The sequence below is a fragment of the Paenibacillus sp. FA6 genome (genome assembly GCF_051550225.1).
Classification (GTDB): domain Bacteria; phylum Bacillota; class Bacilli; order Paenibacillales; family Paenibacillaceae; genus Paenibacillus_AQ.
In genome coordinates this window covers 1,099,972-1,125,390 of the sequence record NZ_CP188820.1, presented here as the reverse complement: position 1 = coordinate 1,125,390, position 25,419 = coordinate 1,099,972, and the positions used below count along the sequence as shown (strand labels likewise).

The window sequence follows — 25,419 nt, the reverse complement described above, 5'->3', positions numbered from 1 at the left end:
CCATATTGGTGTCTTAAAATGAATATAGCAATATTCTCTTACGAAATTGTAAAGCCGGCGCTAGCATACCCAGTGATTGTATTAACAAGAGTACTCGAGGCTGAGAATACCAGTAGTAAACGTGTCTGAGGAGTTACAGGAATACTCAAACCCGTCGTAATCCCCTTCGTAATATCCCCTAAACTTATAAGTCCTGTGAGGCTTGGAGAAAGTGTTACTGTAGCCCCCGGTACTGGACTGAATACGTTATTAGGTAACACAGACTGAAACAATGAAGCAGTAATAGTTACAGTTCCAAGAACGCTTAAACCTATCGTCGTACTGAAGTAAGCAGCAATGGATGTTATCGTTCCTGCACGTGGAACTGAAAATGCAAGGTTGATAAGTGGGCCGGCAATACCACCCGTCAGATCTATATTACCACCAAGAAGAGATATACCTGTGGCAGAACTTCCAAATCCTACAAGACTCGTTGTTCCGACTAATCCGCCTAAAACTGTGGTCATAATAATAGGTCCTCCAGATGCGAGAGGTATGATTGCACCTGCACCTGCTATTCCCGTAGCTCCCCGGTCTCCTTGTGCTCCTGTTGCTCCCGGATCGCCTTGAGCTCCTGTTGCACCTGGATCTCCTTGCGCACCTGTCGCTCCTGGATCGCCTTGAGCTCCTGTTGCACCCGGATCGCCTTGTGCTCCTGTTGCTCCCGGATCGCCTTGAGCTCCTGTTGCACCTGGATCTCCTTGCGCACCTGTCGCTCCTGGATCGCCTTGAGCTCCTGTTGCACCCGGATCGCCTTGTGCTCCTGTTGCTCCCGGGTCACCTTGTGCTCCTGTTGCACCTGGATCTCCTTGCGCTCCTGTCGCTCCCGGGTCACCTTGCGCTCCTGTTGCTCCCGGATCTCCTTGTGCTCCCGTTGCTCCTGGATCGCCTTGCGCTCCTGTTGCTCCCGTTGCTCCTGGATCTCCTTGCGCACCTGTCGCTCCTGGATCGCCTTGAGCTCCTGTTGCACCTGCATCTCCTTGTGCTCCTGTTGCACCTGCATCTCCTTGTGCTCCTGTTGCACCTGGATCTCCTTGCGCTCCTGTCGCTCCCGGGTCACCTTGCGCTCCTGTTGCTCCCGGATCTCCTTGTGCTCCCGTTGCTCCTGGATCGCCTTGCGCTCCTGTTGCTCCTGGATCTCCTTGCGCACCTGTCGCTCCTGGATCGCCTTGAGCTCCTGTTGCACCTGCATCTCCTTGTGCTCCTGTTGCTCCTGGATCTCCTTGCGCTCCTGTTGCTCCTGGATCGCCTTGAGCTCCTGTTGCTCCTGGATCGCCTTGAGCTCCTGTTGCTCCCGGATCTCCTTGTGCACCTGTTGCACCCGGATCGCCTTGCGCCCCTGTTGCTCCTGCATCTCCTTGTGCTCCTGTTGCACCTGGATCTCCTTGCGCACCTGTCGCTCCTGGATCGCCTTGTGCTCCTGTTGCTCCCGGGTCACCTTGCGCTCCGGTTACTCCCGGGTCTCCCTGTGCTCCTGTTGCTCCCGGGTCACCTTGCGCTCCTGTTACTCCCGGGTCACCTTGCGCTCCTGTTGCTCCTGGATCTCCTTGCGCTCCTGTTGCTCCTGGATCGCCTTGAGCTCCTGTTGCACCTGCATCTCCTTGTGCTCCTGTTGCTCCCGGGTCACCTTGCGCTCCTGTTGCTCCCGGATCTCCTTGCGCTCCTGTTGCTCCTGGATCTCCTTGCGCACCTGTCGCTCCCGGATCTCCTTGCGCTCCTGTTGCTCCTGGATCTCCTTGCGCACCTGTCGCTCCTGGATCGCCTTGAGCTCCTGTTGCACCTGCATCTCCTTGTGCTCCTGTTGCTCCTGGATCTCCTTGCGCTCCTGTTGCTCCTGGATCGCCTTGAGCTCCTGTTGCTCCTGGATCGCCTTGAGCTCCTGTTGCTCCTGGATCTCCTTGTGCACCTGTTGCACCCGGATCGCCTTGCGCCCCTGTTGCTCCTGCATCTCCTTGTGCTCCTGTTGCACCTGGATCTCCTTGCGCACCTGTCGCTCCTGGATCGCCTTGTGCTCCTGTTGCTCCCGGGTCACCTTGCGCTCCGGTTACTCCCGGGTCTCCCTGTGCTCCTGTTGCTCCCGGGTCACCTTGCGCTCCTGTTACTCCCGGGTCACCTTGCGCTCCTGTTACTCCCGGGTCACCTTGCGCTCCGGTTACTCCCGGGTCTCCTTGTGCTCCTGTTGCACCTGCATCTCCTTGTGCTCCTGTTGCACCTGCATCTCCTTGTGCTCCTGTTGCTCCCGGATCTCCCTGCGCACCTGTCGCTCCTGGATCTCCTTGTGCTCCTGTTGCTCCTGCATCTCCTTGTGCTCCTGTTGCTCCCGGATCTCCTTGGGCTCCTGTTGCACCTGCATCTCCCTGGGCTCCTGCTACACCCTGATCTCCTTGCGCTCCTGTTGCACCTGGATCTCCTTGCGCTCCTGTTGCACCTGGATCTCCTTGCGCTCCTGTTGCACCTGGATCGCCTTGGGCTCCTGATACACCCGGATCTCCTTGCGCTCCTGTTGCACCTGGATCGCCTTGGGCTCCTGATACACCTGGATCTCCTTGCGCTCCTGTTGCACCTGGATCGCCTTGAGCTCCTGTCGCTCCTGGTACACCCGGATCTCCCTGTGCTCCTGGCATCCCTGGTACTCCTGGTACTCCTTGTACACCTGGTACTCCTTGTACACCTGGCGCTCCTGGTGCTCCTGGTGCTCCCGTTGGACCTTGTGGACCTGGTGTCCCAATAATCGGTAATCCAAGAGCTAGTGAAATAGAAACCTGAATACGTTTAATTTGAATAACCAAGTCATCCTTGCAGCAAGTGTCTACATGCATGACAAGAACAATTGCTAATAAATCTGCTAACAATTGTTGCAAGTTTGTTCCAACACTTATAACTGAGAAAGGTGTTACTTCAGTTGATACGATAGTTAATTCCAATATGGCTTGAAGCTCAGCTCGTTCTGATTTACATAACTTTGTTTTTTTCAAAAACTTCATAAGTTGTCTCAACACTCTTTGTAAATTAGCAATATGAAGTGTTGTTGGAGTTGTAAGTACTCGGGAGACCGCTTCAGAAAGCTCAATTAATATTTTCAACAATTTTTTACATTCTTTATTTTTACTTCCACCTTTTTCCCCGTGGTTGCCATCGCCTTTACTCGGTTTATCATCGCTCATCTGACTTTATCTCCTCCTTAATCTTTTAACCTGAATAACTATAAAAACCGAGAAACTGCCCCATTCGCAGATATTAACAACATATTCCGAGGAATAGCATATGTTACAACTTAACGGAAAATTTTGTCGGGAATATTTTTTTTTTGAAAAACATACAGTCTAAATATGCCTATATTCGGAGGGGTTTTATGATAACGATAAGTCTCTGCTTAATTGTGAAAAATGAAGAACAAACCCTTGATCGGTGTTTATCTTCAGTAGCAAATATAGTGGATGAAATCATCATTGTGGACACGGGTTCGACAGATCTCACCAAGATGATTGCACAGAAATACACAAAACAACTTTATGATTTCAAATGGATTGATGATTTTGCAGCTGCACGTAATTATGCGTTCAGCCAAGCTACAAAAGACTATATTCTATGGCTAGATGCAGATGATGTAGTAAAAAAAGAAGATAACCTTCGTTTGAACACTTTAAAACAAACACTGGACACATCTGTTGACTCCGTTACCATGGAATATCATTTGGGCTTCGATTCTTATGGGAATGTCACATCCAGTAACAGACGTAATCGACTTGTTAAACGAAGTAACCAATTCCGTTGGATTGGTGCGGTTCACGAATACCTCGAAGTACGTGGAAACATCATCAATAGCGATATTGCTGTAACTCATAGTAGCGTTCATCATGACAGTGATCGAAACCTTAGCATCTATGAGCAACGCCTCTCTCTTGGCGAACAATTCTCTCCTCGTGACCTTTATTATTTCGCTAACGAATTGTTAGACCATCAAATGTACGAACGCGCTATTACTTTCTACGAGAAATTTCTTAATACGAAAGAAGGCTGGATCGAAGATAATATTTCAGCTTGTGGGAAATTATCCGATTGCTACCATGGCCTAAATAATGAACAGAAAGCATTAGAATCGGCCTTAAGATCACTCCAATATGATTCTCCACGTGCTGAATTTTGTTGCAGAATAGGCTATCACTTTCTACAGCACAACCAAATTAATAACGCCATATTCTGGTACGATACAGCTACTAGACTTGAACCGGTTACTGATCATTGGGGTTTCAGAAACCTCGCTTGCTCGACTTGGCTTCCTCAACTACAGTTATGTGTTTGCTACGATCGAATTGGAAATTATGTGCTTGCTTACGAACATAACGAAAAAGCTCGACAATATCGTAATGACGACCCAAAAATTCATCAGAATAAAACCTATTTAGAATCCATTCTTCACAAAGTAGAGGTAACGACTATCCCTGGTGATGTACTATGAGTCCTCCTAAGAAACGTATATTAATTGGTAGCCCTATTCATCAAAAACCTGCCATTCTGCTGGAATTTCTCTCTTCTCTGCTTCATTTGAAACAACATCAAGTTGAACTGTACTATTATTTCATCGACGACAATATAGATCAGAAATCAAGTGATATTCTTCAACAATTCTCCCAACAATCCGAGCTCGTACTCCTACAATCTTCTGGATATTCTGACGAATATGTTCGAGATAACACTACACATTTATGGAACTCTAGTTTGATTTGGAAAGTAGCCAACTTCAAGAACATGATGATTCAGCATGCCGCTCAATTACAATATGATTACTTATTTCTCATCGACTCTGACCTCATTCTCCACCCAGATACAATTGAGCATTTGGTTGCGGCCGATAAAGATATTATATCTGAAATATTCTGGACTCAGTGGCAGCCGAACAAGATGTTCCAACCTCAAGTATGGATGCGAGACGAATACGACCAATGGGAACAACAACTTGGGGAGCAACTTTCTGCACAAGAAATCGCAATTCGATTCGAACAATTCATTACGAAACTCAAGAACCCCGGAATATATGAAGTGGGTGGCTTAGGAGCCTGTACTTTAATTAGTCAGCATGCCATTCAATCAGGTGTCAACTTCAATCCAATTCGTAATATCTCCTTCTGGGGAGAAGATCGCCATTTCTGTATCCGTGCGGCAGCATTAGACATCCCATTATATGTAGACACACATTATCCTGCACTCCATTTATACCGAGATTCTGAACTAGATAAAGTAGCTTCTTTCAAAAAGGAATCTGGAATCCTTCCTATTGACGAAATACTGTCGCCAGCAGAAATTCAAGATACACCCCATGTAGAAGTCATTCATGAGAACCACAAATTGACTCTAACGATGGTCGTAAAGAATGAGAGTTCTCGCTTTCTCAGACAAGTGCTTGAGGAACACCGTAAATACATTGATGAAGCCGTTATTATTGACGATGGCAGTAGCGATACAACCATTGATTTATGTCGTGAAGTTCTTGAAGGCATTCCTGTACGCATCATCCACAACATTGTCTCTAAGTTCTCAAATGAGATCGATCTGCGCAAGCAACAGTGGGAAGAAGTCCTGAAGAGCAACCCGGATTGGATCCTTAATTTAAATGCTGATGAAATGTTCGAACCTCGATTTGCACAAGACATCCGCCCAATGCTTCGAAATACCGAAGTAGATCTAATCTGCTTTCGTCTTTACGACTTTTGGAACAAAGATCATTACAGGGAAGATCTCTATTGGCAGGCTCACTTTCATTACCGTCCTTTTCTCATTCGATATAAACCAGACTTTGTATTCCAATGGAAAGAAACCGCTCAGCATTGTGGCAGATTTCCAGAGAATATCTTCGCATTACCATACTTCTTATCTGGCCTTCGTCTGAAGCATCTTGGATGGTCACGACCTGAATACCGTCTTGAGAAATATTTAAGATATAACGCACTGGATCCTAATGCCGAATTCGGCTGGAAGGAGCAATACGCCTCGATTCTAGACGAACATCCAAATTTAGTGCCCTGGGTAGAATGAGTACGAATCATCGATTGGAAAGGAGTTCCCAATGAGAATCATTCATACAATGCCTCTTCTTATTCGTAACGAACCTTTACATGTAGAAGATTTAACGATGGTATCCGCATGTTTTGAAAGCTTGGCCTTATCAGATGATGCTCTGGTCATTATTTATAATCAAGGTGGATTGAGTAATGACCAATTGAACCAGCTATGCGCATCCTTTAAACTACCTGCAGTCATACTCGGTCATGGGCAGAACATTGGGATTGTACGCGCAAGACAAAGCTGCTTCGAATATATTTGGAAACACTATACCGATACAGAATACATATCGGAAATTCATGTAGATATGGTGTTTCCACCGAACTGGTATGTACCTCTAATAGAATATTTAGATATCACGGATGAGCCCATGCTTTCTCCTGGAATTATTACAATGAATGGGGAATTACAGCCTATCGGACAAAATACGACCATACCTTCATCAGTCAGTGAATTAATTGCTCAATTGGAGAGTTTAAGCATAGATCTGGTCCATCCGGGATTTGTCCATCCTGTTGTACACAAAGCGACCGCCTTACGATCTATTGGTGGTTACGACATACAATTTCTTCAAGGTAAACAAGGTTATGAGGATGACAGTTTACTTCTTGGTTACTCATACTATATGGGAACGAGAAACAACTGGCGCCCCAAATGTTATTTGAAATCTTGGGTATATCATGCCACTATGGCACAGCGTATGTCCCTTCACGACAAACATATCGATTTCGCCTTAAATGCAAAGGGACTATTCCAACAATATGGTGCTTATGGTCTGAAGAGACTATCAGATATTCACTCTGATTACATTAGATTCGAACAGATCATTCAACGATTTATTAGTGAGGAGGACTAACATGGTCGATCAACAAAAAGAAGTATGGGATAAATTATGGTCACATAAGGTTTCATATCGTTGGGATTCGCTCAGTCAAGTCATTTATGATACGATCCGCAAATGGATCAACCCCATTCAAAATTTAAACATTCTGGAGGCAGGCTCTGGTACCGGTAAAATTTCATTACGACTCGCCGCTGAAGGTGCTCAAGTAACGCTTGTAGATTATTCTGCGAAAGCACTAGATAATAGTCGGGAGGCGTTCGGACACGAAAATTGCCAAGGAACATTTATTTTGTCCGACATACGCAACATACAAGTAACGGATAACAAATATGATCTTACTTGGAACGCAGGAGTATTAGAGCATTTTACATTCGAAGAGAAAGTGAACATACTAAAGGAAATGGATCGAATCACCAAACCAGGAGGAATCATTCTCATCTTAACACCCTTTGCAAAGTGTCTGCCCTATCGAGTAGGTAAAGCATATGCTGAGAAACAAGGTGTCTGGATGTATGGTGTGGAGGAGCCAGTCACAACACTAGTGAATGAATTTGAAAGTAGTGGCATTCCTCTACTTAGTGAGACAGACATTGGTTTTGTGAACAGTTTAGATTTTCTTGACTTTATTCCCCAATCAGACATCATCAAACAATCGATTATTCAATGGTATCAAGAGCTTTCAGCTGAGGATCAAAACTTCTTTCCAGGGTACTTACTCGTAAGTGTCGGTAAAAAAGAAGAGTAGCGTATACTATTTTCATATTCATTTATATGTGAAAAAAGGACCGAATCGATGACATATCATCGGAAACGGTCCTTCTCTTCGTAAAGTATTTATGGTGCTTCTACGGAATATATTGTTGAACAATTCGAACCACAACGCCATCTTCTATCGTCAAATGATAAGGAAATTGACTTAAATCCATGAACTCGTTATTCTCGAATAGCGATTGAAACTTATTTAGAGTAATAGACTCATTCCAGATGATATCCATTCCTTCATACGTACCGTCACGGTCATAAATTTGCATTAGCACTTCAACGTTGTCTGAAACTTTATATGTTGCCAGTTCTTCGCTGTCATTTAGGATATAGTATCCATCTGGTGGGCCATCTAAATCACCTGTTTCTTGTTCGCGTTCCAGAAATACCTTACTCGCAACTTCACCTTCATACCATTGTATAGCGTCTGCCTCGATAAACAACTGACCCTCTTTATGTTCAAGCATTGTAATATAAGCTGTGATTGTATCCTGCTTCACCTGTATTGGCTCATATCCAACTGCACTTACCGATGTGATAAAAGGTAAAAAGACAACCATCATAATCATCATGATTAGAGTAGATTTTTTTCTCATGGAAATTCTCCTTTGGTTACGTAATCATTACGTAACAATCAACTTCTATACTAAACCTTTACCCTATTAAAAATATTTCGAACCACTTTTTTCCTATGGATGACCCTTCTTATAATATAGACGATTCATCATGGCCAAACGTTGCAATATAGTTACATATTTATTTAAATATTGTTCTTTTCAAACTCGCTATTATTTATCACAAATACCCCTCTGTAATACAGAGGGGTATTTAAGATTTCTCATCTACCATTTCGAAACATATCGGTTTATCAAGCCGTTCGAAAGTACTGAGCAAGCACCCCATGCTTTGGTGAACATAAGAAACTAATCATAAACACTAGACCTGTTGCAAAAGCCATTGAACCTGAAATTGAAGTATCAAGGAACACCGCTATATAATACCCACCAATGGCAGATAGAACACCGAATGTTCCACTCAGAACTAACATGATCGACAGCCGATCTGTCCATAAATAGGCGGCAGCCGCGGGTGTAATAAGCATAGCAACAACCATAATGGCTCCCACAGCATCAAAAGCCGCGACAGTTGTAACGGATACTAATGTCATGAACAGATAATGCATCAGCGCCACTGGAATACCAATACTTGCTGCAAGCATTGGATCAAAGGACGTGATCTTCCACTCCTTATAAAAGGCCAGGATCGCAACAAGTACGATAATTAATACAATAATAAGGATTAGGGTAGCCTCAGGTATGTCACCTATCCAAGGCAATTGTACAACATTCCAAGGAACGAACGTGATTTCCCCCATGAGTGCGTGTTTTACATCAAGATGTGCATTCCCAGCCTGTGTCGCAATCATAATGACTCCAATGGCAAATAACGTAGTAAATACAACACCAATCGAGGCATCTTGCTGCACCCCACGTGAATTAAACCATTGAACTAACACCGCTGTTAGAAGACCCGCAATAATCCCCCCAACCATCATGTGCCAACCACTCAGTTCACGTGTAATCAAATATGCGCTGACAATACCAATTAATACAGAATGACTAATTGCATCTGCCATCATAGCCATTCTTCGAAGGATAAGAAAGACACCCATCAATCCACAAGATAATCCAACAAGGGATGCAGTGAGTAAAATCCATGCGGTATACGACATGTTATTCCCCCCCTTGCTTAATATTAAATTGTGAAGATACATGCGCTTTTCTCTGCGTGCGAAGCTGTAACGCTTGAATCAATAGCCCCTTCTGGGCACCAAATACGAGCGATATGACAAATAATGTAGATGAAGTCACTATTATAAATGGTCCCGTGGGCCATCCCTTACCCAGTGTACTAATGATCGTTCCGATCATTCCAGCTCCACCCCCAAATAGCGCCGATAAAATAAGCATCCATTTGAAGGATTGTGTCCAATACCGTGCGCTGACTGCTGGTATAATAAGTAGTGCTGACATGAGAATGACGCCAACAACCTGAATTCCTGTAATAATAACAAGTACTAGCACCGTTAAATAAATGGCGTTCATCAGTCGACCTGAAAGTCCGAGTCCTCTCGCGAAATCAGGATCAAACAAGAATATCTTCCATTCCTTAAATCCAATAAATAAGACCAATATCACCAGTACTGCAAGCAAGAGCATCGTATACACATCTTTCCGAACCATCGAAGCCGCTTGCCCAAAAATAAAACTGTCTAACCCACTCTGATTCCCACCTGGCATCCGATTTACCATCGTAAGGAGCATAATCCCAAGTCCGAAGAACACAGACAGAATGATACCCATTGCTGTATCCTCTTTAATTCGGGTTGAGGAACGGATCCATTGAATGAGGAAAGCCGCAATAACCGCACTGATCGCTGCACCTGCCATCATCACCGGTAAACTCTTCACACCGACCAACGCAAAGCCTATAACAACGCCTGGGAGGGCGGCATGGGATAAGGCATCACTCATCAGACTTTGCCGCTTCCAATAGGAAAGACACCCCATCATACCTGATGCCATACCTAGAATTAATGTACTAAAAATAACCCATTGTGCATTATGTGACAGTATAATATTCATGTTGCTGCCTCCATCATCCAACGGAGTGTTCCTCCATACGTTTGGTAGACATTATCCTTTGTAAAAACTTCCTTTGTTGTGCCATGGGCTACAACTGTACGGTTTAACAACAGCACATGATCGAAATAATCCTCGACTGTTTGCAAGTCATGATGTACGACCATCACTGTTTTCCCCTTCATTTTTAACTCATTAAGAATCGTCATGATCGCCTGCTCTGTAGCCGCATCTACTCCAGCCAATGGCTCATCCATGAAGTATAGGTCGGCTTCCTGCACAAGGGCCCGAGCCAAGAATACACGCTGTTGCTGTCCGCCAGAGAGCTGACTAATTTGACGACCAGCATAATCAGCCATCCCCATTTTCTCAAGCGACTCCATCGCCTTTTCCCGATGCTCGCGCTTCGGCCATTTCAGCCAACCAACCTTTCCGTACAATCCCATTAACACAACATCAAGTGCGTCCGTTGGGAAGTCCCAGTCGACAGATCCACGCTGTGGTACATATCCCACTCTTGTTTTCATCTTGTTCAACGTTGAACCGAAGAAAGCAACTTCCCCAGAAAGCTTAGGATGTAGTTCTAGCATTACTTTCAACAGTGTGGATTTCCCAGCTCCATTTGGGCCTACAATACTCGTTAACGAACCAGGTTGCACATTGAAGGATACATCATTCAACACTTTGTTCTTCCGATATGAAGCTGTTAGATCATTTACATTTAATACGTCCATAGTCACTCACCTTTTCCTGTTAAAGCTTGATAGATAACTTCTACATTATGTCTATTCATTCCGATATAAGTTCCCTCCGCTGTTCCATCAGCACCCATTGCATCCGAGAACAACTCGCCCCCTAATTTCACCTTGAGCCCAGCGCTTGAAGCACCCTCTATTACTGCCGTAATAGAACTCTTATTAATGCTACTTTCCACGAAGACAGCAGGGATCTGATACTCAATTAGCAGATCAATCGTCGATTGAATGTCAGATATTCCGATTTCAGCCTCCGTGCTCAAGCCTTGAAGACCCACTACCTTCATATCGTACATCCGTCCAAAGTATCCGAACGCATCATGTGCAGTAACGAGTACCCGTTGTTCGACGGGAATCTGTGATAGCTTATCTTCCGTTTCTTTCTTCAATGCATCTAATTGCTCGAAGTAGGCCGTCTTATTCGTTTCAAAATATACTGCATCCTCGGGAGAAATCTTCTTCAATTCTTCCGTTGCAGCTTGTAATCCTTGCTTCCAAAGATCAATATCGAACCATATATGGGGGTCGATCGCTCCTGCTACGTCCTTAAGTAACTCTTCCTCAGGAATACCTTCCGTAATTCCTAAAACAGGCTTAGTCTTGTTTATTTGTTCGAAAATCTCTCCCATCTTCCCCTCAAGATGATGTCCACTGTAAAAAATAACATCTCCGTTTGCAAGCTTCTTAATATCCCCTTGCGTGGCATTATACAGATGGGGGTCAACCCCCGGTCCCATTAAGCTCACCACATGTACACGATCTCCACCGATGATCGATATCGGTTCAGCGATCTGACCAATCGTGGTCACGACTTTAATTTTATTACCATCTACAGAGTTCTCAGCAGTAGAACTACATGCCGATAACAAAAGTGACAATCCTAAACCCATCAAGAATACAAACTTCAACTTCCTCATTCTTCCCAGCATTCTCTTCCACCCCTAACTTTTCTTAGTATGTAATTTATATTTCAGCTTACGAAAGTTTCACCTCAGCCACAAGTGTTGCACCAGTGCAAAATTTGTTGTCATATACAAAAGTAATTCCAAACGGTCATTTTGTCAAGACTTTTTTATTATTTCTCTTGCTCTTTTTTTATAAAGCTAGGTCCATATTACGTTATCTATACATTGGGCTTCGGTTTGGGTTTGAGCAAAAAGAATAGAAGACCCTTGGCTTTGAAGTAAGCCAAAAGTCTTCTATTCTCCTTCTATATGTACTAAATAAACCAGGAACTAAGATGGTCTGTCATCTTATAGTAAAATAGAGCTATACAAATTCTAATAATCCATTTTACTCTAATAACTTCCTGCTGGTATTTTGTATAGAATATAATCTCCAGTCCACATCGTTCCCGTTATAATAATCCGTTCGTTATTTTCAAAAAATATCCCAGCACCCTCATAAGAGTCATACTTTAATCCCCGATCTTCCATTTCCTTTATGAGATTGTCTCTTCCTTCATGTTGGTTCCCTCTAAAACCTAGCCAATAAAAACCATCAACTTTTGCTAATTCAACTAGTTCATTCATACTCTTATCCAGCTTTTCAACAACTTCTTTCTTTGATCCCCCTTCAAAAGGAAGCGCTGGATAATAAGTTTTACTAGAGTAAAGCCAAACACTTATTAAGACAAATACAACTAATATAGAGACAATTAGTAACAAAAGATTCTTATTTGCTTTCACGATGTCGTTACTCCTTATCTAAAATAATGATGTCCTTCAAATAGGTAAAACAATATACAACGGAATAGCTTAACAATGTAACAGCGAATATCAACCCCGTAAAAGGAATGATACGTTGTAATTGTTCTTGGTCCGTTAGCATTAGAATCGTATCACGATAGATCACATACGGATTCAAAAATACATCCCAGCTATTCCAACGGACAAATCTCCCGATATAAATTCCAAAACTACTTAGCAATAAGATAATTACAGTAAACATCCACCCTGTGATCCTACCGAATGTTCTCCTCACCAACCCTTGCACCATAAATAAGGAATAAATACTTAGGAACAATCCTATGATTGCCGAAGAGAAAAAAAGGATCAGATGGTACCAAAATTCAATGTCATGTGTAAACCGAGTACCTGGTTCAGGTTTATAATGAACGAAAGGATGCAACATATCCGTAATCAAGTATGCTGAGTTAGGATAGAAGAATAACCAAGCAACACCTATCGATATTATTAATATCCATCTCCATGTACGATTCTTGTTCACGTATACATATACGATGTTCATTAACAACGTAAATCCAATAGGTACCCAGGCTAAAAACATATCCCAGTTCAAAAATAAATATATGTTCCTTTGCGTATAGCCTCTTATATACTCTGCCAATGACAGACATCCTATCGTCGAAATCAATAGCAGTCCCAGAATGATGATATTACCTTGCACATTTTTTCGCCTTAAACTCTTCAACTTGATACCTCCATATTATTAATTCTAGGCTATATCTACTCATCCCCACCTAACGTGGTAAATATCTCACTTACATATAAAAACTCCAAAAACATTAAAATAGCGCCTACAGTAACCGTTAGTAATAATAATATGCCATGATATCTATGTCTCTTAAAATCACTTACAAAGAGGATACTTGCAATAAATCCACAACATCGTCAGATATATTGTTGCAACCTCACCATATCTCTACACTGTAATCCATTCTCAATTATCAGCTCATCATAATGATGCGTGAAATAATCCTTATCGATACTTACGATTCTAAAACCGCATTTCTGATATAGATATAACTGTGCGATGCTAGAGTTACCCGTTCCAATCTCCATACATGTATACCCTAATTCCTTGGAAGTCTGTATAGCATGATGAATTAATTGTTGACCGATCCCCTTACCTTGTGAAGACTCCTCTACAGCTATATTCATAATCTCCATCGTGTGCGGTCTTGTCGGTAGTAAGACATAGGTTCCTACCATGTTCCCATCTACCTCTTTTACAAAACACTTACTTCTTGTGATATAAGCTTGTATGGCTTGCTCTTCTGGATCGGCCAGTAATAATAGCTCCATCGGATACTTATCCGGATTAGTTACTTCAACTATCGTCATGCTAATCTCTCCTCACCTCTTCACCAAAGATATCCTTTAATTTCTCAACCGTATTCACAATATATGTCGGCTCACACTCCAGCAATTCCTCACGACTACCATAACCATATTCAACAGCAATCGAGGCAATGCCATTATGATTAGCCCCAATAATATCGTACTTACGGTCTCCAATCATGATCATGCGCGATTTATCCAGGTCGTTCTCATCAATAATCGACCGAATGATGTCACTCTTATCAGACCGAGTATTATCTAGATTACTTCCATAGATTTGTTGAAAAAACGAGTCCATCCCGAAGTGTCGAATGATCTTCTCCGCGTATACCGTTGGTTTCGACGTTGCTACAATTAACGTCTTCTTCTGATCGACCAATGTTTGCAGCAATTCAGGAATACCTGCATATACTTCATTCTCATATAAACCTTGATCTGCGAAATATTCTCTATAATATCCAATAGCCTTTTGGCAATCCAATTCCGAGAATCCATAAAACTCAGCAAAAGAATACGATAAGGGCGGACCTATGAATGGTTCTAAACTATCCAAATCATCTTCCACAATGTCAAATCTGTTCAGAGCATATTGGACACCCTGCGTAATACCCATCTTAGGGTCTGTAAGCGTGCCGTCCAAGTCGAATAGTATATATTGAAATTGCATTTTAACACCCCTTCAAATTAACATTTTGGTCCTTCTATTATTCCCTAAACCTTCAACCCATAATGAACATAAACTTCATCTTTATTTATTCCATTCTCTACTAACAATCTATTATATACATAATATCTCATTTCGTAGATATATCTCCATTAGATTTTCATCCAATCACTTCCCAATCTATCAACATATATTGTTATTAGAAAGGTGGTTGATCAAATGATAGATTCCAAACAAGTAAGTATATCTCAGACTTTTCCCCGTCTCACCGTTTATTCTGAAGAGAATTTTCTTGGATCACAACGAATTCTCAGGGGGAATTTAGGCATTCGTGATCTTGATAACATTCTAGGCGGAATTGAAAGTCTCAAATTCTTCTCTACAAGTTCTAATGCAACTTTAGTTTTGTTTACAAACACGAGATTTCGTGGAAACTTCCGCGTTATTCGTGGAAACCGCATCATCCGAGATTTAGATGATTTAATCGCTGGGAATGATGTAGAATCGTTAATTTCAAGTAATCAAAGATTAACTTTAGCCCAAATCCGAATTATTCGTAATAGTGGCAACTTACCAAGTGGATACCGTTTAATCTAGCCAATATTTCACCGATCCAAAAAGGCTGTTTCTCTGTCAGATTTGACAGGAAAACAGCCTTTTTGTGTCATTTAAACAAGTAGAAACGGCTATGCTGTCTTTTTTCAAAGACGGCACCCGTTTCAGCGGAAATATAAGGAGTAAAGTATTAAGTGAAACTTATGCCTTCTTATATTTTTAAAATCACCTTTATTCATTCATTCTCGCAGCTTCCTTCAAAAATGTCAGATCTCTCTCTTTAATAAACTTTCCAGCATAATTTCTAGGCTGGTCATTCTCCAATAAAGAAATAGCCTCCGCCAAATCCACCCATTTCAATACAAATCCTTTACTTCTCTCGTCTTTCGTTAAAGATGGTTCTACTAATTCACCTATCATTTCAGTGGCATAACAATTCGATATTTGAAGGAGTCGATGATCCTTCCTATACTCAATAATCATACCTATTTCACCGAGCACAGTAACTTCTACACCTGCTTCTTCCATCAATTCCCGATTCAAGGCGCTCATGTAATTCTCGCCCTTCTCAATTCCACCACCTGGCAGCTTGTGATACTTATCCTTTGATACATAAATGATAGCAATTTGCTTTGATGAATTTGAGACAATTGCCCTCGATGATTTTCTTACATTAAATGTAATGTCCTGCATATTCATCTCTTCTCGGGTAATAACAGTATCGTCTATCTCTCGGATTAATCTCATTCTATGTTCTCCTCCTTTTCGTAATGTTCCAATCGCCGCTTCGAAAAAATACTTATCCCATAATATTATATGACTTACTCTTTTGAATTAGTCACTTTTACACTAACATTACATTTAATAATTCGTTAGAATTGTATAAATATCCTTTATTTATTATTCAAAATAAATGAAGGATCAAAAAAATAAATAACCCACAAGATGTTCACCTTCTTTTCAGAGTGTCCATCTTATGGGTTTTTCCAAATCCAGAATTACAACAATCGAAGTGCTAATATACCAATTAACGATATCGCCATGCCCGTTACTTCTAATCTACTGAATTTCACTTTCACAAATACTCGGGTATATAGAAGAATCATGAGTACGTTAATGGCCACAACGGCTGAGACAAGACTAGTAACGCCGTACTTAAATGCAGTAATAATTAATATCATTCCGAAGAAATTGGTTAGACCAATCAACATCCCCCATAAGAACGTTCGCTTCTCAGACCAACCACCTTGCTTCACTTGAACAACTTCAGTGGTAGTAACAGTCTTACTCTTCTTATTCTTGTCAACAAGCCACCATACTGCGAAAAAGAATGAACCAATCGTAAACATATAAGATAGCGTTGGGAATAGCTCTGCTTCCAATTTAGTGGAGTATTTGCCTGCCATATCATTCATTCCAAAGAACAACATAGCCAGCAGTCCCCACTGAGCACCTTGAAGATTACCTATCCGCAGGTCATTTGAATAACGCACTGTCAAAATACCAACAACGATGAGAACAAAAGCAAACAGTTGCCCTAATGTTAATGTTTCTCCCCATAATACATATGCTAGAACTACAACAACCACCGGCGGAAGTCCTGTTAAAATCGCAATGAGTGATGACTTCCCTACAGCGAATCCCTGAAACATACATGCGTTAGCAACAAATGAGAATGTCCCCATAAACAGACCTGTTAACGCACTAGCTGTCCAATCCTGACCAAAGATAAAACTAGCTGATACACTAGCTACAGCGCCTGTGAAAAACACGCCGAACAGCATCAAATTCCGATCTATTCCTTGCTGTGAAGACCAATGATAGAAAATACCCCTTAGCCCGAAACAAAGGGCTGAAAGGGCCGCGAGTAACAGCCACATGATAGATTATTCTCCTTCAACTTGTTGTTCAATTCATACATTTCTACTTATATCGTCCATTCATCATGGATAATGCCTACCAAAACCCATGTATCAGCTTCGCTCTCAAATACAAGACGTAAGCTCTGCCAGTCCATTCCTTCATACTGTGGATCAAATCCATCGTAATAATATTCAACAACGATGGCGTTAGGATAGATAACTCGGACATTATTCAATGTATTACCAGTACCAAGCGTCTGGTTGTAACTAATCTGCGGCGCTTTAGCGAAATCACCACTGTACACAAATCGTTTATAATAGGAATCAAATGTCCTCGAAATTGGAGTTCCAGTCCCATCTTCCAATCCCCAAATATACTTCTTATTGTCGTCAAATCCTTCGGCGATCCCCTCATGAGTTAATACTCTATCTTCCTTCAGATTAACATGACCATAGGGAGAGAATCGAATACCCTTGTTCAGACTGCTCATATTCGACAATGTTATCAAATCTTTATTCTTTAAAGCTTGAATCGCCTTTTCCGCTGTATCCGCAATCACTGACTTGGCTTGGGCTGATGAAAGGGTTGACTCAATAGCAGCTGTGCGTGTCGCTGCATCCCATTTAATTCTAGCGCCGAAGCTTTCAATAGAGAATCGAAGGGGTATGAATACTCTTCCTTCTCTAATCTCTGCCGCTTCCTTCAATATAGCTTCTTTATCATTGACGAAAGCTTGCTTACTCCCTACGGTAAGATGTACCTTGTGCTCAGCATTGCTGACATTGACCTTCCGTTCTGCGGGCAGCCAGCTCACCGTTGAACCTAACGCTTCGGTTACAACTCGAATAGGTACCATGATCGTTCCGTTCCGTTGGAATGGAATCACTTCGCTCTGCATCGTTGCACCATCTATCGTTATTTGAAATGGTTGGTCGTTCGTATCCGCATGAATGACTCCAACACCTGAACCCGCACTAACAAGTAACAGTAATCCTATAACGCCAATTTTCCCCAGGGATTTCCTAAGCTTGATTATCTTTTTCATAAATAATCCCCTCCTACTCCTATAATACCCTATTTCAATATATTAGGTCAGTCTATCTACGATGACACATACAAAACAAGCCACAGAATATATTCTGGGCTCGTTATCCTCTAATAGTACACTCTATATTTTAGGAAACCGATTTACATGTCTCACTAATATGATTGGCTTTACAGGAATGGCATATCCCTTGAAAATCAAGACGGTGATCGGTTACTGTGAAGCCAAATTCACGTTCAACCCGTATCTCTAACGGTAACAACCAATCTTCCAAGATTTCTTGCACAGCTCCACATTCCGTACAAATGATATGATGATGGAAATGAGGCTGATCCTTATTACGCAAATCAAAACGTGCAATACCGTCACCAAAGTTAACTTTCTCAACTACACGAAGTTCTTTCAATAACTCCAAGGTTCGATATACTGTGGCAATGCCCACTTCCGGAACGATACTTTTAACAATCATATAGATCTCTTCCGTCGTTAAATGGTTTTCTTCATTCTCTAACAAGACTTTTACCGTTGCTTCCCGTTGCGTTGTGAGCTTAAACCCTTTAGCAGTCAATTGTTTTCTGATATCCTCGATGCGCTCTTTAATCATGGATCAACGACACCTCCTCAATCTTTTCTCATAATATGTTAGTTCTCGATTTTATTTATAATTATTATTATCTGATAATAACATGAATCTAGTTGTATATCAAGATCAATGGTTACAGCTTGCAATCCAAATCAATATATCGTAATATTACGTTATAACGTTATTAAGAAGAGGTGAGCCTTTTATATGGATAATAATTTTCAAGCTTACAACGAAACCGCCGATATATTGAAAGCCTTAGCGCACCCTGTTCGCCTCTGTATTGTTCGAGGACTATTAGAGAAAGGAACATGTAACGTCTCTCATATGCAAGAATGTTTAGATCTACCGCAATCAACAGTCTCTCAACATCTTCAGAAGCTACGCAGTATGGGAATCGTACGAACAGATCGGAACGGTCTCGAAGTGAACTACAGCGTAGTTGACCCTAGAATCAAGATCATAATAAGCACTTTTTTGGGAGGAGAAATGAATAATGAGTAATAAAGTTCTGATCGTAGGTGGCGTCGCTGGTGGGGCTTCCGCTGCTGCAAGGCTTCGTCGTTTGGACGAAGACGCACATATCGTTATGTTCGAAAGAGATTCCTACATTTCCTTCGCTAATTGTGGACTCCCTTACTATATCGGAGACTCCATCAAAGAACGCTCGAAATTATTAATTCAGACGCCAGAAGCCATGTATAACCGATTTAACATTGATGTTCGAATTAACAGTGAAGTTATTTCAATCGATCCAGCTAAAAAAACGGTAACTGTGCGAAGCAAGGAACTTGGCGTATATGAAGAAAGTTATGATAGCCTTATTCTGTCACCTGGAGCCAAGCCAATCCAACCTAACTTACCCGGTATTGAGAGCTCTAGAATATATAAAGTTCGTAATATTCCAGATACTGACCGAATTAAAGAAAAGGTAACTGCAGATAGAACTCGTTCAGCTATAGTGATCGGCGGAGGATTTATCGGTGTAGAAATGGCTGAGAATTTGAAAGAGATTGGACTACATGTCACTTTAATAGAAGCAGGATCACATATCCTAGCTCCATTTGACGCTGAGATGTCCAATAATCTAATGAAGGAACTGGAAGATCATCAAGTGAATCTAGTCCTCTCCAACAGTGTTCAATCCTTTCGTGAAACAGAGGAGCAGATTGAAGTCCATTTAGCTAGTGGTGATGTACTATCCAGTGATATGGTGATTCTAGCCATCGGTGTAACGCCTGACACAAACTTTTTAAAGACAAGCGGATTAGAGTTGGGACCTCGCGGCCATATTATTGTGAATGAAAAACTTGAAACGAACTTAGAGAATATTTATGCCGTCGGGGATGCCATTGAAGTTGTGGATTACGTGAACGGGACCAAAACAGCTATTCCATTAGCTGGTCCTGCTAACAAACAAGGAAGAATTGCTGCTGATAATGTGTGTGGATTAGGCACCGTATACAAGGGTACTCAAGGAACTTCCATTATAAAAGTATTCGGTTTAACGGGAGCTGCTACCGGGAATAACGAGAAGACATTGCAACGTTTGAATATTCCTTACCATGTAATATATGTTCACCCAAGTTCTCATGCTACTTACTACCCTGGAGCTACCCCGATGACGATTAAACTTCTGTTCAACGATGACGGAACGGTTCTCGGAGCACAAGCCGTCGGGTTCAACGGGGTTGATAAAAGAATCGACGATATCGCCACTGTCATCCATTTTCATGGAACGGTCACAGATCTAACTGAGCTTGAACTAACGTATGCCCCACCCTATTCTTCCGCTAAAGATCCCGTCAATATGGCAGGATATACGGCTGAGAATCTGTTAAGTAACAGAACCTCCGTCTTTGTTCCAAGCGATTTAGAAACCCGGGATATGGAGAATACACTTCTAGTAGATGTTAGATCCGAGATTGAGCACAATAATGGTCACATCCCTGGTTCATCGCTAATTCCAGTAGATGAGCTTCGAGGTCGCCTACAAGAATTGGATCCTAACAAAGAAATTTGGGTTTACTGTCAAGTAGGACTACGTGGATATACGGCTTCACGAATTTTAACTCAACGGGGGTTCAAGGTACGTAATCTCACAGGGGGTTACAAAACTTATCAAATGTCGAAGTACAAGCCGACGTCGAAAGAATATGAACCGCCTATTCATAATGACATAGCAGTACATGAAGAAATAGCCACCACCATTGAGACCATTATTCATGCAGATGTGGTACTAGATGCCTGTGGATTAAGCTGCCCAGGACCTCTTATTCAGCTAAAAATAAAGATGGAGCAACTTAAACACGATGAAGTGCTGCGAGTGACTGCTTCTGATCCTGGATTTTATGAAGATGTGAAGGCTTGGGCACAGATGTCTTCACAGCATATACTTCAGGTCAATAAGACCTCGAATGGATTGATCGAAGCCTATCTAAGAAAGCAAGAAGCAACATTACCAACACAACCTTCTTCTGAAGCAGGTTCCCCTACCTCTGCAGGTACATCAATGGTCGTATTCAGCGGGGATCTTGATAAAGCCATCGCTTCCTTTATTATTGCCAATGGTGCTGCAGCGAGCGGTAAAAAGGTCACCATGTTCTTCACATTCTGGGGTCTCAATATTATCCGTAATCCTGATAAAATAAAGGTCGACAAAACCTTCATTGGACGGATGTTCGGAGCCATGTTGCCCCGCGGAAGTCGTAAATTATCGATGTCCAAAATGAATATGATGGGCATCGGCCCAAAAATGATTCGTGGCATTATGAAAAAAAATAACGTTTTTTCTCTAGAGGAATTAATTGAAACGGCCATCGAGCAAGGTGTGGAAATTGTAGCCTGCCAAATGTCTATGGACATCATGGGAATCACACGAGAAGAATTAATCGATCACGTTCAGATCGGTGGAGTTGGTTATTACTTAGGAAAAGCAGACCAATCTGGCATTAATCTGTTTATCTAAGTAGAGGCAGCTATGCTGCCCTTGGCGAAAGAGTTCATGTGGTGGGTAGGAAGGGATAGATATGGGCTACATCCGCTGTTAAATCCGGAACGTAAACTTCATACCTATCCCCTTCTTTTGTTCTATTTCGAAGGGATTATTACTTCTGGATTTGCTTCTAACCGGTCATCACTATTTAATCCCCTTAAACAGGAAATAGCGATACTTTACTCCAACCTTTAGGGCCCAGCCACTTCAAGATAAAAGAATCTATTGAATGATCATACTTATCTAGACTATAAGCAGAAGTCATGTCGAATCGTTTTAAATATATGTTACCATTCATATCATTCACAACCATATAATAATCAGTCTCGATCACTTTACCTTCACTCTCATAGGCCAGCTGTAATGTCCAAATCTGTTGGATCTGATGAACAAGAGGCATCCCAGCGGGATCACCGCTATCTAACCAGTTCTCTATCTTTTTTAATTCTTCAGAACTATAAAGAACATTGACCAGTTCAGGCTGAGGTTTATTGGAATCATCACGATAAAGAGACATATTTACTGATGTAATCTCACTACTCGTTGAGGTATTAAAAGTATTCACTACAATATAAGTCGTCAATGTGATAACACATACGCTTATGAATAGGAGTAGCCTTTTCAAGACTTGTCACATCCTAATCTAACAAAATCTCTTTATTTGGATCTCTGAGAAATTTAAACAATTCTTTTATTTGCTTCTCGGTAACTCGTTCTTCTGACAGGACTGGTAATTGATTCTCCTTAAAGAAATTCACTTCAGAAGTTTCTACTCCGCCAGAGGCATCCCCACCGGTAATCTCACACAGAATATATATTTTGTACACATGTAGCGCAGACGGTGGATGATCATGAAATTTCGTATCCAATATTCCTAGTAATCGAATGGTTCTAACATCATAGCCAGATTCTTCTTTTATTTCTTTAATAACGACCTCACGTGGTGAGAGTCCTATATCTGCCCATCCCCCAGGTAATGCCCACGCCCCATCAAGCCGTTCTTTCACAAGTAAGATTTCATCATTCTGAAAAACAACTCCTCGTACATCCACTTTAGGTGTTGCATATCCCTTCTCACTCGCAAACAGTGTTCTGATCTTATCAATCTCCACATCTGTATATTCATTCAATATCGTAATACTAAGATCCCTTAATTGTTCGAAACGTTCAAGATCATAGACATCCTTGGAATATGCAAGCCCATTCTGACTAATTGCCTGAATTTGCTTCGCCCATTCGAGCCATTTCAGGTTCACATCAATCACTCTCCTTGATTTCTTCAATTAATTCCTTCGAATCATTCTTCACATTTCCTACAGCAGTTGACACCGGATAGGCATGCATCTTATCGGTCTCATATGGACGAAGTAACGCCATTAGTGACGATTCATCATGATTATCTCGACTCAACCATTCCGCCTCGTCGTCGCGCCGCAAAATAACTGGCATGCGATCATGTATGTCTGCGATGAGACTATTAGGTGTTGTCGTGATGATCGTACAGGTACTTAGTTTCTTACCATCGGAATCTATCCAAATATCATATAACCCTGCCATTGAGAAAATGTCTTCATCACGCATGACGATTCTCATCGGTTGTTTGCTACTGCCTTGCTTCTTCCATTCGTAGAACCCATCTGCAGGGATAATGCAGCGTCGGGTACTAACAAGACGCTTGAACGAGGCTTTCTCTAATAACGTTTCTGCTCTTGCATTGATCATTTTACTGCCCAACTTCTGATCCTTCGCCCAGGACGGGACAAGACCCCAGCGGAGTTCTCCTAATCTATTCTCTGAGCCATTATGTATGACAGCTGGGATGAATTGCATTGGGGCTGCATTATATTTCGGAGTGTAGTGGAGCATGGTTGAATCTTTCGTTAAGTATCTGATCAACAGCTTTTCCATAGAGTTCGTTATCGTATAGCGACCACACATGTCAACACCTCCACAATATATTAAATTACCCGCGTATCAGAATTTTTCATTCTTCTGCTCCGATATTTCCTTCATTCGCTGCTTTACTTGCAAAAAGTTCTTGAACCTCCCGATATGCCTCATGAGTCCCTATATCATAGCTATCCCCATCGGCATCGTATGCCCGAATCTCTTTTCGAGAATGTAACCATTCCGGGAAATAGCTAGGAGCGTCTGGATTATGACCTTCACTTAAATACTGATCGAATAAAGGTAATGTATCTTTCCTATAGATATAAATAGCAAACACACCTATATTCGTTTTCGGATGAACAGGCTTCTCCTCAAAGGATAGTACTCTTTGTTCGTTATCTAGCTCCACAACACCCACTCGTTGCAGGTCTTCTAGTTTATCTAATTGCTGTACTAGAATACTGTCCCTATATTCCTTATAAAAGAATTGGATATAATCTCGAAGATCGAATGTGAAGATATTATCACCCGCTAGCACCATGAGATCATCTTGGATTTGCTCTTTCTCAATCACATAGTGAATATCTCCAACTGCCCCTAATTTATTCTCCACTGTTGTGGTGCCATCGTTAATGATATGAAGCCTTGTATTCGTCGTTCTTGAGTCGGCCCAGTCTACGAATGCTTGGTAAAATTTATCGTTACTCACGATATAGATTTGTGATATCTCGTCAAGTTGTTCTAACTCATCTATCATATAGTCCAAGATCGTCTGATTGCCAATAGGCAGCAACGATTTAGGCTGATTTAATGTGAGTGGATACAGTCTCGTTGCATACCCAGCAGCTAGGATTAATGCGATCATGATATTCTCCTTCCGGATAGCTCTCCTATTGTATCAATAATGCTTCTCTCAACATTAGCTCCCAGCGGTATACTTTCCGTGGCATACTCGCCCAGTTCAGGATGATTACCAATTCTAACGGAATGCAGCGCCTCTTTAAACATACTAATATCATTGGCATCATTCCCAAAAGCTATAAATTGTTTCTCTTCAACTCCTATGGTTTGTAAAGCACTCCACTTATGAATGTTTCTAGGACTAATATCGAGCACGTTCTCGTCTTTATGTTTATGCACAACCACATCAAGCTCCACTAACTTTTCCGATAATTGCTCCATATCGGTCGCCGATAATATAAGTATTTTAACGATCTTTTCAAGTGATTCGACGGAAACTCTCTTAGCCAATTTCATGGAATCTACATTATTTAAAATAGGATGGTCCATTGCTCCAGTATACGCGTAATCCCAGTCACTATCGATCAAATAGGTAGCCTCATGTTCTTGAATAAGATCCATGATCAGCCCTATTTGTTCCACCATAAATGAGTTTATGTGGATCACTTTTCCTTCTTTTGATATAAGAGAACCATTACCACCTATTAAAATATGATTATGGAGCCTTTCATGAACAACGGGAAGCATATCGCGAATGGGTCGAGCTGAGGCGAAGATCACCTCATGACCTTCTTCTATTAGCAATTCTAAACGCTGTACTATCCCTTCTGAAATCGGTTGCCCTTTGAAACAAATCGTTCCATCCAAATCAAATACAAATTTCAAAATTTCATCTCCT

At 41.7% G+C, this 25,419-nt stretch carries 26 protein-coding genes; 7 read left to right on the top strand and 19 right to left on the bottom strand.

Going from position 1 to position 25,419, the window contains the following annotated elements; all coding sequences use genetic code 11:
• Window positions 1–38: 38 nt before the first annotated feature.
• Complete coding sequence (locus ACP8HI_RS05185) at window positions 39–3,203, bottom strand: exosporium glycoprotein BclB-related protein (RefSeq protein ID WP_438350065.1); 3,165 nt, start codon at window positions 3,201–3,203, stop codon at window positions 39–41.
• Window positions 3,204–3,391: 188 nt separating this feature from the next.
• Here ACP8HI_RS05185 and ACP8HI_RS05180 point away from each other — a divergent pair, with 188 nt between their 5' ends.
• Genes ACP8HI_RS05180 through ACP8HI_RS05165 form a run of 4 tightly spaced genes read left to right on the top strand, consistent with a single transcriptional unit; the run spans window position 3,392 to window position 7,688 of the window.
• Window positions 3,392–4,498, top strand: a complete 1,107-nt coding sequence (locus tag ACP8HI_RS05180) for a tetratricopeptide repeat-containing glycosyltransferase family 2 protein (protein ID WP_438350064.1) — start codon at window positions 3,392–3,394, stop codon at window positions 4,496–4,498.
• Window positions 4,495–6,072, top strand: coding sequence for a glycosyltransferase family 2 protein (locus tag ACP8HI_RS05175; RefSeq protein WP_438350063.1), 1,578 nt, complete (start codon window positions 4,495–4,497; stop codon window positions 6,070–6,072). The genes ACP8HI_RS05180 and ACP8HI_RS05175 overlap by 4 nt, the downstream gene beginning before the upstream one ends.
• A gap of 31 nt (window positions 6,073–6,103) precedes the next feature.
• Window positions 6,104–6,955, top strand: coding sequence for a hypothetical protein (locus ACP8HI_RS05170; protein ID WP_438350062.1), 852 nt, complete (start codon window positions 6,104–6,106; stop codon window positions 6,953–6,955).
• A gap of 1 nt (window position 6,956) precedes the next feature.
• Complete coding sequence (locus ACP8HI_RS05165; protein ID WP_438350061.1) at window positions 6,957–7,688, top strand: class I SAM-dependent methyltransferase; 732 nt, start codon at window positions 6,957–6,959, stop codon at window positions 7,686–7,688.
• Between the two features lie 100 nt (window positions 7,689–7,788).
• Here ACP8HI_RS05165 and ACP8HI_RS05160 read toward each other — a convergent pair whose 3' ends face one another.
• The 9 genes from ACP8HI_RS05160 to ACP8HI_RS05120 form a co-directional block, all read right to left on the bottom strand.
• Window positions 7,789–8,301, bottom strand: a complete 513-nt coding sequence (locus ACP8HI_RS05160) for a hypothetical protein (protein WP_438350060.1) — start codon at window positions 8,299–8,301, stop codon at window positions 7,789–7,791.
• A 272-nt stretch (window positions 8,302–8,573) separates the two neighbouring features.
• The gene (locus ACP8HI_RS05155) at window positions 8,574–9,437 is read right to left on the bottom strand and encodes a metal ABC transporter permease (protein ID WP_438350059.1); all 864 of its coding nucleotides are present in this window, start codon (window positions 9,435–9,437) and stop codon (window positions 8,574–8,576) included.
• A gap of 1 nt (window position 9,438) precedes the next feature.
• Window positions 9,439–10,350, bottom strand: a complete 912-nt coding sequence (locus ACP8HI_RS05150; RefSeq protein WP_438350058.1) for a metal ABC transporter permease — start codon at window positions 10,348–10,350, stop codon at window positions 9,439–9,441.
• Window positions 10,347–11,081 carry a metal ABC transporter ATP-binding protein gene (locus ACP8HI_RS05145; RefSeq protein WP_438350057.1) on the bottom strand — a complete coding sequence of 245 codons (735 nt, stop codon included), beginning with the start codon at window positions 11,079–11,081 and terminating at the stop codon, window positions 10,347–10,349. Before ACP8HI_RS05145 ends, ACP8HI_RS05150 begins: the two co-directional genes overlap by 4 nt.
• Before the next feature lie 2 nt (window positions 11,082–11,083).
• Window positions 11,084–12,031: a metal ABC transporter solute-binding protein, Zn/Mn family gene (locus tag ACP8HI_RS05140; RefSeq protein ID WP_438350056.1), complete on the bottom strand. Its 948-nt coding sequence runs from the start codon at window positions 12,029–12,031 to the stop codon at window positions 11,084–11,086.
• A gap of 369 nt (window positions 12,032–12,400) precedes the next feature.
• Window positions 12,401–12,790 (bottom strand): hypothetical protein, encoded by a 390-nt coding sequence (locus tag ACP8HI_RS05135; RefSeq protein ID WP_438350055.1) that lies wholly within the window; start codon window positions 12,788–12,790, stop codon window positions 12,401–12,403.
• A gap of 7 nt (window positions 12,791–12,797) precedes the next feature.
• Window positions 12,798–13,535, bottom strand: a complete 738-nt coding sequence (locus tag ACP8HI_RS05130; protein WP_438350054.1) for a DUF1361 domain-containing protein — start codon at window positions 13,533–13,535, stop codon at window positions 12,798–12,800.
• Window positions 13,536–13,735: 200 nt separating this feature from the next.
• Window positions 13,736–14,188 carry a GNAT family N-acetyltransferase gene (locus ACP8HI_RS05125; protein WP_438350053.1) on the bottom strand — a complete coding sequence of 151 codons (453 nt, stop codon included), beginning with the start codon at window positions 14,186–14,188 and terminating at the stop codon, window positions 13,736–13,738.
• A gap of 1 nt (window position 14,189) precedes the next feature.
• Window positions 14,190–14,852 (bottom strand): HAD family hydrolase, encoded by a 663-nt coding sequence (locus ACP8HI_RS05120; protein WP_438350052.1) that lies wholly within the window; start codon window positions 14,850–14,852, stop codon window positions 14,190–14,192.
• A 216-nt stretch (window positions 14,853–15,068) separates the two neighbouring features.
• Here ACP8HI_RS05120 and ACP8HI_RS05115 point away from each other — a divergent pair, with 216 nt between their 5' ends.
• On the top strand, window positions 15,069–15,446 hold the full coding sequence (locus tag ACP8HI_RS05115) for a hypothetical protein (protein WP_438350051.1): 378 nt from the start codon (window positions 15,069–15,071) through the stop codon (window positions 15,444–15,446).
• Between the two features lie 189 nt (window positions 15,447–15,635).
• On the opposite strand, the gene ACP8HI_RS05110 is transcribed toward ACP8HI_RS05115, so the two are convergent.
• The 4 genes from ACP8HI_RS05110 to fur form a co-directional block, all read right to left on the bottom strand.
• Window positions 15,636–16,151 (bottom strand): NUDIX domain-containing protein, encoded by a 516-nt coding sequence (locus ACP8HI_RS05110; protein WP_438350050.1) that lies wholly within the window; start codon window positions 16,149–16,151, stop codon window positions 15,636–15,638.
• 251 nt (window positions 16,152–16,402) lie between these two features.
• Window positions 16,403–17,284 carry an EamA family transporter gene (locus ACP8HI_RS05105; protein WP_438350049.1) on the bottom strand — a complete coding sequence of 294 codons (882 nt, stop codon included), beginning with the start codon at window positions 17,282–17,284 and terminating at the stop codon, window positions 16,403–16,405.
• Window positions 17,285–17,331: 47 nt separating this feature from the next.
• Window positions 17,332–18,312 carry a copper amine oxidase N-terminal domain-containing protein gene (locus ACP8HI_RS05100; RefSeq protein ID WP_438350048.1) on the bottom strand — a complete coding sequence of 327 codons (981 nt, stop codon included), beginning with the start codon at window positions 18,310–18,312 and terminating at the stop codon, window positions 17,332–17,334.
• A 130-nt stretch (window positions 18,313–18,442) separates the two neighbouring features.
• Window positions 18,443–18,913, bottom strand: coding sequence for a ferric iron uptake transcriptional regulator (gene fur, locus ACP8HI_RS05095; protein WP_438351710.1), 471 nt, complete (start codon window positions 18,911–18,913; stop codon window positions 18,443–18,445).
• 189 nt (window positions 18,914–19,102) lie between these two features.
• On the opposite strand from fur, the gene ACP8HI_RS05090 reads away from it, so the two are divergent.
• Together ACP8HI_RS05090 and ACP8HI_RS05085 are read left to right on the top strand one after the other, a co-directional pair.
• Window positions 19,103–19,399 carry an ArsR/SmtB family transcription factor gene (locus tag ACP8HI_RS05090; RefSeq protein ID WP_438350047.1) on the top strand — a complete coding sequence of 99 codons (297 nt, stop codon included), beginning with the start codon at window positions 19,103–19,105 and terminating at the stop codon, window positions 19,397–19,399.
• Window positions 19,392–21,863, top strand: coding sequence for an FAD-dependent oxidoreductase (locus ACP8HI_RS05085; protein ID WP_438350046.1), 2,472 nt, complete (start codon window positions 19,392–19,394; stop codon window positions 21,861–21,863). Before ACP8HI_RS05090 ends, ACP8HI_RS05085 begins: the two co-directional genes overlap by 8 nt.
• A 184-nt stretch (window positions 21,864–22,047) precedes the next feature.
• On the opposite strand, the gene ACP8HI_RS05080 is transcribed toward ACP8HI_RS05085, so the two are convergent.
• Genes ACP8HI_RS05080 through ACP8HI_RS05060 form a run of 5 tightly spaced genes read right to left on the bottom strand, consistent with a single transcriptional unit; the run spans window position 22,048 to window position 25,406 of the window.
• Complete coding sequence (locus tag ACP8HI_RS05080) at window positions 22,048–22,515, bottom strand: hypothetical protein (protein WP_438350045.1); 468 nt, start codon at window positions 22,513–22,515, stop codon at window positions 22,048–22,050.
• A gap of 13 nt (window positions 22,516–22,528) precedes the next feature.
• Window positions 22,529–23,146, bottom strand: a complete 618-nt coding sequence (locus ACP8HI_RS05075; RefSeq protein WP_438350044.1) for an NUDIX hydrolase — start codon at window positions 23,144–23,146, stop codon at window positions 22,529–22,531.
• 1 nt (window position 23,147) lies between these two features.
• Complete coding sequence (locus ACP8HI_RS05070) at window positions 23,148–23,828, bottom strand: SOS response-associated peptidase (protein ID WP_438350043.1); 681 nt, start codon at window positions 23,826–23,828, stop codon at window positions 23,148–23,150.
• A 46-nt stretch (window positions 23,829–23,874) separates the two neighbouring features.
• Complete coding sequence (locus tag ACP8HI_RS05065; protein WP_438350042.1) at window positions 23,875–24,645, bottom strand: nucleotidyltransferase family protein; 771 nt, start codon at window positions 24,643–24,645, stop codon at window positions 23,875–23,877.
• Window positions 24,642–25,406 carry an HAD-IIB family hydrolase gene (locus tag ACP8HI_RS05060; protein WP_438350041.1) on the bottom strand — a complete coding sequence of 255 codons (765 nt, stop codon included), beginning with the start codon at window positions 25,404–25,406 and terminating at the stop codon, window positions 24,642–24,644. The genes ACP8HI_RS05065 and ACP8HI_RS05060 overlap by 4 nt, the downstream gene beginning before the upstream one ends.
• Window positions 25,407–25,419 lie beyond the last annotated feature (13 nt).